Origin of the sequence: Natroniella acetigena (genome assembly GCF_023227745.1) — a bacterium.
Classification (GTDB): Bacteria; Bacillota; Halanaerobiia; order Halobacteroidales; family Halobacteroidaceae; genus Natroniella; species Natroniella acetigena.
In genome coordinates this window covers 16442-28324 of record NZ_JALKBX010000029.1, presented here as the reverse complement: position 1 = coordinate 28324, position 11883 = coordinate 16442, and the positions used below count along the sequence as shown (strand labels likewise).

The window sequence follows — 11883 nt, the reverse complement described above, 5'->3', positions numbered from 1 at the left end:
CACGCCGCCAGCGTTCGTCCTGAGCCAGGATCAAACTCTCAATTAAAGTTTATATAATGTAAACAATGTGTACACTGCTTACAAAATTATGAGTTTGACTAGCTCTTCTTGCTTAGTTGAAACATTGCATTGTTTAGTTTTCAAAGACCGAATTGCTTGTTCAATTTTTGCCACTTTCTCAAACAACATTTAATATATTATCAAATCAGCTCTTGTTTGTCAAGATTTTTTTAAATCTTTTTTATCGCCAATCTTTTTCTGCGACAACATCAAGTAGTATATCATCCTACTCCAAACTTGTCAAGAAAAGATTTAACTTTATAATTCTTTGTAGGCAATAGCTCTTATCTAAGTACTAACTATAGTAGTTTCCTATATTATAATTAATATACATTTAAACTAAAAAAGTCTGCAACCTAATAAAAAGGCTACAGACTCCATAACATTACTCTTTCATTCTTACAAATTCTCAACCACTTCTAAACACTCAACACAAATCTCTGAATGTTCTTCATCACTACCAACTGTCTCACAATAATGCCAACATCGTTCACATTTATCACCAGGAGCTTGAGCTACTGCTATCTTTATTCCAGTTTCTTCACCAGTATATAACTCATCTTCTTCGACTTCAACAGTAGAGTTTAATACTTTTAATTTAGAGACAATAAATAATTCTGCTAAATCATCAAATTGAATTAAGAAATCATATAATTCTCGCTCTGCATAAAGATCTACTTGTGCATCTAAAGAATGCCCTACAACTTTCTCATTACGGGCCAACTCTAAAGCTTTAGAGACATCTTTTCTCACTTGTAGTAAGCGATCCCATTTCTTTTCTAAGTCTTCATCTAAATAACCTTTGTCAACTTGTGGCCACTCTTCTAAAAATACACTTTCAGCATCACTAACATCAGGTAAATACTGCCACACTTCCTCAGCAGTATGTACTAACACAGGAGCAACCATCTTAATTAAGGTAGTTAAGATTTCATACATCGCTGTTTGAGCAGAACGTCGTACTCGATCATCTGCTTTTAAAGTGTATAGTCTATCTTTTAGGACATCAAGATAAAAAGAGCTCATTTCTACCGTACAGAAATTATGCACAGCATGATATAATCTATGATATTCATAAGCTCCATAAGCTTCTTCTACTTGCTTAAGCAACTTCTGTAATTTTAACAAGGCCCAACGATCAATCTCAGTCAATTCATCTTTACTTACTTTATCTTCTGCTGGATCAAAATCAGCTAAATTACCTAAAATATAACGCGAAGTATTTCTAATCCGTCGATAAACCTCTGCATTCTCTTGTAAGATCTTATCAGAAACTCTTACATCCTCTTTAAAATCAGAAGAAGCAACCCATAACCGTAAAATGTCTGCCCCATACTGCTCAATAACATCAAGTGGTGAAACAACATTACCTATTGATTTAGACATCTTTTTACCATTTTTATCAAGTGTAAAACCATTAGTTACTACAGCTTTATACGGTGCTTCTCCTCTAGCAGCAATTGAAGTTAATAAAGATGAATTAAACCAACCTCGATATTGATCGGTTCCTTCTAAATATAAATCTGCTGGTCGCTCTAAATTATCGTAATTTTCTAGTACTGCAGCATGGCTTGCCCCTGAATCAAACCAGACATCCATAATATCCGTTTCCTTATCAAACGTATTATTTCCACAAGAATCACACTTGACAGATTCAGATAATATCTCATTAGCTTCTAATTCATACCAAGCTCCTGAACCTTGTTGAGCAAATAACTCCTTAACTGCACCAATCGACCCTTCAGTAATCAATGGTTCATCACAATCCTGACAATAGAAGATCGGAATAGGTACCCCCCAGACTCGTTGACGAGAAACACACCAGTCAGTTCGATCAGCAACCATATTAGTCATTCTTACTTCTCCCCATTCAGGATACCAATCAACTTCCTTGATCGCCTCTAAAGTTTCATCTTTAATATCTTCAACAGAAGCAAACCATTGTTCAGTAGCTCTAAAAATAACAGGATCTTTACATCTCCAGCAATGAGGATAAGAATGGTCAACAAAGCTTAAATCCATTAATAAATTATCTTCTTTTAATAAATTTGTTACTTTGATATTAGCATCATCATAATACATTCCAGCAAACTCTTCACCAGCTTCTTCAGTAAAATACCCTTGATCATTCATCGGAGCATAAACTTCAATATCATATTCTTGGCAAATAACATAGTCATCATGTCCATGTCCAGGCGCTGTATGTACACAACCTGAACCTTGCTCTAATGTTACATGTTCTCCTAAGATCAATGGTGACTTCCGCTCATAAAATGGATGTTTACAACTAACCCCTTCCAATTCTTCTCCTTTAAACTCTGCAAGAATTGTATAATCATCAACGCCACAAATATCCAACATATCGGCTACTAATTCTTTAGCAGCTACTAATTTATCACCATCTGCTTCTACAATTACATAATCAAAGTCAGGATGAATAGAAATTGCCATATTCGAAGGGATAGTCCATGGAGTAGTTGTCCAAATAACAACATAATCATCAGTAGCTAACTCTACATCATCTAGTACTTTCCCTTCCTCTACTGGAAACTTAACATAAATTGATGGGCCATTAATCTCTTCATATTCAATCTCTGCTTCTGCTAATGCAGTCCCACAGCTTGTACACCAATGTACAGGCTTTAAGCCTTGATATAATAAACCTTTTAGAGCCATCTTACCGAAGACATCAATCTGTTTAGCTTCATATTTCGGCTCTAAAGTAATGTATGGATTATCCCATTCACCCCAAATTCCTAAGCGTTTAAACTGCTCTTTCTGTCGCTCTACATATTTCAATGCATAATCCTTACATTTTTCTCTTAATTCTGTTGTTGTTAACTCTTTTCGTTCATCCCCTAATTTTTTAGTCACTTTATGTTCGATTGGTAAACCATGAGTATCCCAACCAGGAACATAAGGAGCTTGAAATCCTTTCAAGTGATTATACCTAGTGACAATATCTTTCAAAATTTTATTTAAAGCATGACCGATATGAATATCACCATTAGCATAAGGAGGTCCATCATGTAAAATAAACTTTTCAGCACCTTCTCTTTTTTCTAATGCTTTTTCATAAATACTATTTTCGTTCCAATATTTCTGAAAGTTAGGTTCCCTCTCAGATAAATTGGCCCGCATAGGAAATTCATTATTAGGTAAATTCAACGTATCCTTATAATTCATCTTTTCTTAACACTCCTTTTTTTATAATTTGCAATTTTTATCAAATAAAAAAACCCTCATCCCACTAAGGGACGAGAGTAAACTCGCGGTACCACCCAATTTAATATAGTAAGTAGCTACTAATCAGTAACTAAACTCTTATATATTCACTCAATTTAAATAACGGCTATTACCGATTTCTTTTACTAAAGCTTCAAAGAAACAGCTAAGAGATGATCTTCAGCAAAGTTTCCATTCCTAGGCTTCCACCATCCCCAAGTTCGCTATAATTTTCACTCTACTTACTCTTCCCTATTATCGCTTTTCAAACATTATTTAATTTATAAATCATTATAATACACTTGTTTTCTTTCGTCAACTACTATTTAAATTTATCTCAATTGATCATTACAACCTTTTCAACATCTCAGTTATAATTTTGTAAGAATTATTAGCAGCAAACTCAACAAATTCATCAAAAGATACATCTGCTTCTTGATCAGCTTTGTCAGAAATAGATCTGATTATTACAAATGGTGTATCATTTAAATAAGCTACTTGACCTACTGCTGCCCCTTCCATCTCTGTACATTGTCCATCAAAAGTCTCTCTTAACCACTCTACTTTCTTCTCATCTGAAATGAATTGATCTCCAGATAAGATCCGCCCTGTACTAACTTTAATCTTTTCATCCCGGGCCAACTCCTCTCCAACCTCTTTAGCCACTGTAACTAACTCTTCATCAGCTTCAAATGCTGCCTGATCCAATTCAGCAATCTCCCCATACTCTCTACCAAAAGCCGTAATATCAACATCATGCTGAACAACATCGGTTGAGATTATAATATCTCCTACATCAAGCTCTCTATCAATAGCACCAGCTACTCCTGTAAATAAAACTGCCTTTACTGCAAAATTATCAATTAAAATTTGAGAACAGACAGCCGCATTAACCTTACCAATCCCACTACGAACTACAACAACTTCTTGCCCCAGCAATTTACCAGAATAAAATTCCATATTAGCTTTAGATAACTTATCTTCAATCTCCATTTCTTCTTTTAAGAACTCAACCTCTACATCCATCGCCCCGATTATTCCAAATTTCATTCTACTCCCCTACCTTTAAAATTCTACAAATGTACTATCTTATTATGTATTAGTTAGCTATAATTTATTCACTAATTTCAAAGTCAAGCTCCTCTTTAACCTGTTCTAAGCCAGCTTGTTGATCCAACATCTCCAAATGAGACTTTAATAATGTTTTAAATTTAATCTTAAATAATTTTTCATGTTCAATTAATTCCCTATATTGCTGATATTTCTTTTCAACTTTAATTTTAGCTTCTTCCTTTATCTTTTCAGCTTCCAACCTCGCCTCTTCCAAAATCAAATCAGCTTTCTTTTCTGCTTCAGCTTTTTGAGTTTCCATCGTCTGCTGAGCTTGATCTATAGTTTGATGTAATTTCTTATCCTTTTCTTGATACTCTTCAATTTTTGATTCTAATTTTTCGATTTTCAACTTTAAATCATTATTCTCCTTTAACACTTCCTCATAATAAGCAGCTATCAGATCCAAAAAATCATCAACTTCTTGCTGATCATACGACAAAATAGAAAACGTCTTATCAAACTCTTTATTATAAATATCTGATGGAGTTAAAGACATTATACTTCCTCCTAACTAAATATATCTTATTAACCTTAGTTTAATTCTACCTTTCTTAGACTTACCTAATAACTCATCTATCTCTACCCTTCCTCGACCACGAATAGAAATAATATCATCTTGATCTATAAAACAAGCTGGATCAGTAACAACCTTCCAATTAACCTTTACTTTTCCGCTTTCAATTTCACTACTCATCTTATTACGAGAAGTAGAAAAACCAGAACTGGCAACCGAATCTAAACGCAAAGATGGTACTGTATCCTTAATCTCCTTTACTCGTTCTGGTTCAACCTGTAATTGCTCAAAAGAAATCTCTTTAATCTCAACCCCTATTTGATGAACTTGCTCTAGATTAAGCAATAAATATTCTTTCATCTCTGCAGCAACAATAGCTTGACAACCTTGTTGATACAAGACCAAATCGCCCACCATCTCTCTTTTAATCCCCGTTCCTAAAATTGCCCCTAAAAAATCACGATGACTAACCTGTTGAAACTTAAACTGGCCAGTGATATTTAACAATTTAATCGGTGATTCAACTAAATCCTTAATATAATAATCAGGCATCACAGCCAATCTTTTACGTTCAGCACGTTTATAACCACCATACTCTAAAAATTTAAGACCAGCAATCTGTTCCAAGACCGGTTTAACTAAATAAAGAAGATGGGGATTTAAAAAATTGGTATAAGTGGGCTGATGTCTCTGCAAGGCCAATTCTACTTTATCTAAAATTTGACTCAAAATTAATTTTTCTTCTTCTTCATTTATATGGGCCAACAATCGCTCCTTGTCCAACATCATATCACTCCTTATCACAGCACCGCAAATAATAGTTGAATTAAACCATTTCTGATAATCCCTAAAACTACAAAAGCAATGATTGGAGAAATATCAATTCCAGGCAGAGGAACTAACTCCCTAATTGGCCCTAAGACAGGCTCTGTAGTTCGATAAACAAAATTTAAAAGGTCTCTCATAAATTGATGATGAGTCGGGGGTTGTACCCAAGAAGCTACAATTCTAGCTATAATAAGCCAATTATAAATCCTAAATGCTCCATCTACAAGTCTAATTAATAAAAATCTCATCCTCTCACTCCTTTCTTAATTCTTCTGCTTTATCTCTTGCTGTTGCTACTGCTTCATAAATAGCAGATCTAAACCCATCCTTTTCTAGTTGTCGCAAAGCAGCTATTGTAGTTCCCCCTGGTGAAGTAACCATATCCTTTAACTGAGCTGGATGCTTTTCTAACTCAACAACCATCTTAGCTGCACCAATTATAGTCTGTAATGCTAAATCAGTAGCATCTTCTCTACCCAAACCAACATTAACTCCTGCATCAGCCAACGCTTCAATAAATAAATAAACGTAGGCTGGTCCACTACCACTCAAACCCGTTACTGCATCCATTAATTCTTCTTCTATTCCGATTACAGTTCCTGCTGCACTAAAGATTTCTTCGACTAATTCACCATCTTCAGCATCAGTTGCTCTTCCCAAAGCATAAGCTGTAGCACCTTCTCCTATTAAAGCAGGAGTATTCGGCATTAATCTAATTACTGGAACTTCGTCCTTTAAATGACGCTCAATCTCTTTAATTTTTATTCCAGCAGCAATAGAAAAGACTTTTTGCTCTCCTTCGATTTCAACATCTAAAGAAGTTAATACCTTAGCTATCACCTTAGGCTTAACTGCTAAAATAATATAATCAACACTACTAATCAACTTATTATTATCACTAACTAATTGTACTCCATACCCTTGCTCCAACTCTTCTAATCTCTCGTCTTTTAAATCACTAATATAAATCTGCTCTGCTGAAACCAACTCTGCTTCTAAAACACCTGTAATCAAAGCTTCCGCCATTGCTCCAGCACCAATAAAACCAATTCTTTTATCCGCTAGCATTCGTCAGCTCCTTTTTCTTAACTAATGATAAATTTTCAACATCAGAATTATCTTCTTCAATTCCATAACTTATTGTAACAGATTTGGGGGTAAATAAAAAGATATCTTCCCCTACTTTTTCTATATTACCACCTAAAGCATAAGAAGTTCCACTTACAAAATCAATAATTCTTGTTGCTAAACGGCGTTTAACCTCAGTCAAATTAACAACTACTAAATGTCCTTCTTTCAATTTATCAGCTATTGTCTGTGCTTCCTCAAAAGAAGTAGGCTGTACAATATCAATACTTTCTCCATTACTACCTTGAGCTAAAGAAACAGACTGTAAGGAAAATTTATTTTGGGACTCCTCTTCCGTAGAAGAATTAGAATTATCAACTTGCTCTTTGGGGGCTGATGGCACCTCAGATCCAAAAGAAAATAACTCAGTTACTCTTTCTATTAAATCCATTATTCATAATCTCTAGGGCCAAAGATTGCTGAACCTACCCTAACAATGGTAGCCCCTTCTTCAATTGCTACTTCTAAATCATTACTCATCCCCATTGATAACTCTTTCATTTCAATCCCAGGTATCTCCTCAGCCTCTATCTTAACAGCAAGCTCTCTTAGCTTCCGAAAATATGGTCTTACTTCCTCGGGGTTCTCTACATAAGGAGCAATCGTCATTAATCCCTTAACCTTCATATATTCAAACGAAGAAACTTCTCTTAAAAACTCAATAACTTCTTCACTCATAAAACCATATTTATTTTCATCTTCAGCTGTATTAACCTGCACTAAAACATTGCTCTCTCTGTCTTCCATTTTGGCCCTTTTATTAATTTTTTTAGCTAACCTTAAGCTATCAACTGAATGAATCAGCTTACATCTGTCCATTCTTGTTAAATATTTAACTTTGTTTCGTTGTAGATGACCGATCATATGCCAGTTTATCTCTTGCTCGAAATTATCATACTTATCTCTTAACTCTTGGACTCTACTTTCACCAAAATCTAAAATCCCTTCATCTAATACATTTTTTATCTTATCTAAACCTTGCCTTTTAGAAACAGCAACTAACTTTATCTCTTCAGGACTACGACCTGCTCTACTAGCAGCAACTTTAACCTTTTCTCTTACTTTAGCTAATCTCTCTTTGACATTCATTATCAATTACCTCCTTCATTATTATTTCTCGAATCATCATTATTCCCCTGCAAAAAATACACCTATATAGGTGTATTTTTTGATTAAATCGTTATATTATTATAAATTTACAATGTACAAAATTGACAATTGACAATTAAAACCGTTACACCTTAGAAAGAAAAGGGGGTAGATATTACTTGAACTTAAACTCAGACTCAGACTTAACCCTTTATAACACCTCAGCTCCTAACTCAGCTAACTTAGAACGTTCTCCTTTGCTTAAAGTAACATGCCCTACTAAACCTTTATCCTTCATTCTTTCTACAACATAAGTCAAGCCATTGCTATTACTATCTAAATAAGGGTGATCTATTTGATAAGGATCACCAGTCAGTACAATTTTAGTATTCTCTCCAACCCTAGTAATGATTGTCTTTAACTCATGAGGAGTTAAATTTTGTGCTTCATCGACGATAATAAATTGGTCAGGAATACTTCTACCTCTAATATAAGTAATCGCTTCTAACTCAATTAAGTTCATTGCCTTCAAATCTGCTACTGCATTAATTGGCTCTTGATCTTGGCCCCCACCAACTAAAAACTCCATATTATCATAGATCGGTCTCATCCATGGTTTCAATTTTTCTTCTTTATCCCCAGGTAAATAACCCAAGTCATTGCCCATTGGTACAATCGGTCTAGTAACAATCAATTTTTTATAAGACTTATCATCAACAACTTTTTGTAGCCCTGCTGCTAAAGCTAATAATGTCTTACCAGTTCCTGCTTTTCCAACCAAAGTAACCAATTTAATCTCATCATTTAATAATAACTCAAAAGCACAACTCTGCTCTCTATTACGCGGTCCAATTCCCCAGATATCATCAGCATTAAAGATAAAAGAACGTAATTGCCCAGCTTTTTGATCATAACGGGCCAAAGCAGACTGAGAGCCTCCTAGCTCATCCTCTAAACTTACAAATTCATTGGACAATAATTCTTCATCCAAATTCAACTTTTCTGGTTTTAATCCATCCTGTCGATAAAATTGGTCTATCTTATCTGCAGCTACCTTAACACTTCTGACTCCCGAATAAAGCTCATCAATATTAACTCGATCAGTCTCATAATCTTCAGCCTTAACTCCAATAGCATCAACTTTAATCCTCATATTGATATCTTTTGAGACTAAGATCACAGGAATATCACTCTTCTTTTTAAAATTTAATGCGGTTGAAATTATCTTATTATCTGCTTTACCAGGATCTAGTGCTTTAGGCAACTCAGAAGAAATTTCATAATTTAGATCAGTCTTCAACAAACCATCATTCTCTAGCCTAACTCCCTCACTTAACTTTCCTTTTTGCCTCAACTGGTCTACATATCTGGAAAATACACGTGCATTCTTTCCTACAGAATCTTGCCTCTTTTTCTGGTCATCAATCTCTTCAATGACTACCATTGGGATAATAACTTGATTGTCCTCAAAAGAAAAAATAGCCTGTGGATCATGTAAAATAACATTCGTATCTAAAATATAAATCTTTTCCATGATATCAACCTCCCACTAATTAGTTAAAATAATCTCAACTCCTGGCCCTACACCTTTAATCACTACCTGATCACCAACCTGACCTACTACTTCCACTTCCTTAAAATATCTATTAGTATAACTACTGACCATTACTCCTACGGTATCTTCCTGTTCAATCAAAGCAGAAATAGGAACAACTATTCCACTATGCACCTCTCTTATAATTTCAACCTCTGCCTTTCTTAATTCTATTAAATCAGAAATCAAACTATTAAACTTAATGAGCATAATATTATCAGGTTGATCAAATAAAATCTGATCAATTTCTCCAGTAAAGTAGCGCTCTCCTAATTCAGAAAAAAGAACTTCAACACTTGAACCTTCTTCATAATTCATCACCTCATCCTGAGGTAATAAGACAGCTAAGTAAAACTTGAAATTATCAATAATTTTGAAGATAGGACGACCAGCATTAACTCTTTCTTCTGAACTAACTTGATTGACCTTGCCCCTTAAATTAACAAATTGATCGTAAGTTAAATTTGCTCTACTTTCTTCCCTTAATGTCATTTCCAAACCATCTACTTGATAACTTAACAATCCAGAATTATAATTATAAAGCTCTTTTTCTTCAGTCCCAACAACACTGGCTATCCTTGTTCCCGATCTCACTCTTTCCCCTTCAGGTACATATAATTGTAATTCTCCCTCCTGAGGAGCAAATGTAATCTTTTCATTTCTAATTAAAAGCCCTTCAGTCTCAATCCTATCCCTTATAGTTCCATACGTAGTAGTGACTATTCTAGTTGAATGATAACCAGAAAAGTTAACTACTAAAATAATAAAGAACCCAATTCCAATCAAAACTAATAAAAAAAGAATAAATTTACTCAATCTATTCCTCTTCTTATTCTCTCTTTGCTTACTAAAATCAATATTATGTTCTCTTCTTCCAAAATCCTTCACAATTAACTCTACCCCTAATTAATATTTCTAATGATTCCACTAGATTCCACTATATGTTATAATATTCTACTTAAAGTTAATAATACCTGCTTGTAATTGAAATTATATTGATATGGTTTCTATGGTTTTCACGAAAGGTCTTGACAAAGACCTGTTCTGTCTTACTTAAACATGATTAACTTAAACCCCTTCATTCAAACCAAAAGTTTTAGGCAATTCTTAATTTTTCGACAATTTTTGTCTATTAAAGCTAAATTTCTATGATTTTCTCTGTTGACATATTTAATAATTCAACATAATATTCGAAAATCCTTCTTTTTATCTGACCTTTTAAAATTAATTTTGTTTAAATTGGTCGTATTTTTGAAAATTTAGTGCTTTTAGTCTATAATAATAGCTAGTTAATAATGGAGGGAGGTCTAATAATGATTGATTTTAATGAAGGTGATATCAAACAGATTAGAATTTTAAAGATATTCATCAATGCTACCAGCCAGATCATTGAAGAGGAAGGAATTAAAGGGGTAACCATTAGAAAAGTAGCCAAGATTGCTGGATATAATAGTGCTACTATTTACAATTACTTTGACAATCTTAATCAGTTGATCTTTTTTGCTGCTATGAATTTCATCAGTGATTATGTCCAGGAAGTACCCCAGTATATGGAGCAAAGCAGTAATACCCTGGAAAGATTTTTATTGATGTGGGAGTGTTTCTGTAAGTATTCCTTTAAAAAACCAAAGATCTATTATGCAGTCTTTACCGAAGATATCGGCAACAAGCCTGAAGATCTAATGGAGAAGTACTTTTCATTATTTCCTGAAAAATTGGGAGATCCGCCTCAAGATTTGACCCCGATCTTTTTAGAGTCTGATCTATCTAAAAGAACAGCTCTGGCTATTCAACCCTGCATAGAAGCAGGTTATTTCACGTCTAAACAAGCTGCTGAAATAGATAAAATGATTACATTAACCTATCATGGAATGATCTCTTTACTACTTAATAATCGTGTTGATTATTCAGCAGAAGAAGCTACCACCAAAACAATGACCTATATTCGAAAAATTGCAACAAAAATAGCTAATAATTAAATCAGTTCAAGCGTGTTGATTATCCATAAAAAGTAAGCAAAAAAATAATGAAAGGGATCCTCTTTTCTGTTAAAATAGTATCTACCACCAATACTATAAAAAGAGGTGTCCCTTATGAATACTAATAGCAAAATTATGAATATAACACAAGTTTTTTTAACAGAAAAAGAAGTAAAAGAATTTTCCGATTTAATTGAGTATAAAGATACTGCAAGAAAGTTTACTACATATAACTTATTAAAATATTTTATTGCTGCATCTGTTGGTCAGTGGAACAGTTTTCATGAAGGTGACAGAGTTACTTCAGATTTTAATTTAGGTAGTTATTATTGGTAAACTAACACGTTTGATCA

Annotated in this window: 12 protein-coding genes and 1 other annotated feature; of the genes, 2 read left to right on the top strand and 10 right to left on the bottom strand. The window is 33.9% G+C overall.

Features of this window, described 5'->3' with window-relative positions:
- Nucleotides 1-459 precede the first annotated feature (459 nt).
- The 10 genes from ileS to MWH25_RS07640 form a co-directional block, all read right to left on the bottom strand.
- On the bottom strand, nucleotides 460-3246 hold the full coding sequence (gene ileS, locus MWH25_RS07685) for an isoleucine--tRNA ligase (RefSeq protein ID WP_248627066.1): 2787 nt from the start codon (nucleotides 3244-3246) through the stop codon (nucleotides 460-462).
- Between the two features lie 64 nt (nucleotides 3247-3310).
- Nucleotides 3311-3553, bottom strand: a binding site (T-box leader).
- A gap of 80 nt (nucleotides 3554-3633) precedes the next feature.
- On the bottom strand, nucleotides 3634-4335 hold the full coding sequence (locus MWH25_RS07680) for a 5'-methylthioadenosine/adenosylhomocysteine nucleosidase (RefSeq protein WP_248627065.1): 702 nt from the start codon (nucleotides 4333-4335) through the stop codon (nucleotides 3634-3636).
- A 64-nt stretch (nucleotides 4336-4399) separates the two neighbouring features.
- Nucleotides 4400-4894, bottom strand: a complete 495-nt coding sequence (locus tag MWH25_RS07675) for a DivIVA domain-containing protein (protein ID WP_248627064.1) — start codon at nucleotides 4892-4894, stop codon at nucleotides 4400-4402.
- 15 nt (nucleotides 4895-4909) lie between these two features.
- A complete protein-coding gene (locus MWH25_RS07670; RefSeq protein ID WP_248627063.1) occupies nucleotides 4910-5698 on the bottom strand; it encodes a photosystem II electron transport protein, Sll1252 family in 789 nt (262 codons plus the stop codon).
- A gap of 14 nt (nucleotides 5699-5712) precedes the next feature.
- Nucleotides 5713-5988 (bottom strand): YggT family protein, encoded by a 276-nt coding sequence (locus MWH25_RS07665; RefSeq protein WP_248627062.1) that lies wholly within the window; start codon nucleotides 5986-5988, stop codon nucleotides 5713-5715.
- 4 nt (nucleotides 5989-5992) lie between these two features.
- Nucleotides 5993-6808: a pyrroline-5-carboxylate reductase gene (gene proC, locus MWH25_RS07660; RefSeq protein ID WP_248627061.1), complete on the bottom strand. Its 816-nt coding sequence runs from the start codon at nucleotides 6806-6808 to the stop codon at nucleotides 5993-5995.
- Complete coding sequence (locus MWH25_RS07655) at nucleotides 6795-7259, bottom strand: cell division protein SepF (protein ID WP_248627060.1); 465 nt, start codon at nucleotides 7257-7259, stop codon at nucleotides 6795-6797. Before MWH25_RS07655 ends, proC begins: the two co-directional genes overlap by 14 nt.
- Nucleotides 7259-7957: a YggS family pyridoxal phosphate-dependent enzyme gene (locus MWH25_RS07650; protein ID WP_282706917.1), complete on the bottom strand. Its 699-nt coding sequence runs from the start codon at nucleotides 7955-7957 to the stop codon at nucleotides 7259-7261. The genes MWH25_RS07655 and MWH25_RS07650 overlap by 1 nt, the downstream gene beginning before the upstream one ends.
- A 211-nt stretch (nucleotides 7958-8168) precedes the next feature.
- Nucleotides 8169-9491, bottom strand: coding sequence for a PhoH family protein (locus MWH25_RS07645; protein WP_248627059.1), 1323 nt, complete (start codon nucleotides 9489-9491; stop codon nucleotides 8169-8171).
- Nucleotides 9492-9506: 15 nt separating this feature from the next.
- On the bottom strand, nucleotides 9507-10439 hold the full coding sequence (locus MWH25_RS07640) for a biotin/lipoyl attachment domain-containing protein (RefSeq protein ID WP_248627058.1): 933 nt from the start codon (nucleotides 10437-10439) through the stop codon (nucleotides 9507-9509).
- A gap of 425 nt (nucleotides 10440-10864) precedes the next feature.
- On the opposite strand from MWH25_RS07640, the gene MWH25_RS07635 reads away from it, so the two are divergent.
- Nucleotides 10865-11530, top strand: a complete 666-nt coding sequence (locus MWH25_RS07635) for a TetR/AcrR family transcriptional regulator (protein ID WP_248627057.1) — start codon at nucleotides 10865-10867, stop codon at nucleotides 11528-11530.
- A gap of 135 nt (nucleotides 11531-11665) precedes the next feature.
- Nucleotides 11666-11866 (top strand): hypothetical protein, encoded by a 201-nt coding sequence (locus MWH25_RS07630; protein ID WP_248627056.1) that lies wholly within the window; start codon nucleotides 11666-11668, stop codon nucleotides 11864-11866.
- Nucleotides 11867-11883 lie beyond the last annotated feature (17 nt).

Bases quoted from the DNA above. Each gene is read 5' to 3' on its own strand.
- ileS (WP_248627066.1), bottom strand. From the start codon at position 3,246: ATGAATTATAAGGATACGTTGAATTTACCTAATAATGAATTTCCTATG.
- MWH25_RS07680 (WP_248627065.1), bottom strand. From the start codon at position 4,335: ATGAAATTTGGAATAATCGGGGCGATGGATGTAGAGGTTGAGTTCTTA.
- MWH25_RS07675 (WP_248627064.1), bottom strand. From the start codon at position 4,894: ATGTCTTTAACTCCATCAGATATTTATAATAAAGAGTTTGATAAGACG.
- MWH25_RS07670 (WP_248627063.1), bottom strand. From the start codon at position 5,698: ATGTTGGACAAGGAGCGATTGTTGGCCCATATAAATGAAGAAGAAGAA.
- MWH25_RS07665 (WP_248627062.1), bottom strand. From the start codon at position 5,988: ATGAGATTTTTATTAATTAGACTTGTAGATGGAGCATTTAGGATTTAT.
- proC (WP_248627061.1), bottom strand. From the start codon at position 6,808: ATGCTAGCGGATAAAAGAATTGGTTTTATTGGTGCTGGAGCAATGGCG.
- MWH25_RS07655 (WP_248627060.1), bottom strand. From the start codon at position 7,259: ATGGATTTAATAGAAAGAGTAACTGAGTTATTTTCTTTTGGATCTGAG.
- MWH25_RS07650 (WP_282706917.1), bottom strand. From the start codon at position 7,957: ATGAATGTCAAAGAGAGATTAGCTAAAGTAAGAGAAAAGGTTAAAGTT.
- MWH25_RS07645 (WP_248627059.1), bottom strand. From the start codon at position 9,491: ATGGAAAAGATTTATATTTTAGATACGAATGTTATTTTACATGATCCA.
- MWH25_RS07635 (WP_248627057.1), top strand. From the start codon at position 10,865: ATGATTGATTTTAATGAAGGTGATATCAAACAGATTAGAATTTTAAAG.
- MWH25_RS07630 (WP_248627056.1), top strand. From the start codon at position 11,666: ATGAATATAACACAAGTTTTTTTAACAGAAAAAGAAGTAAAAGAATTT.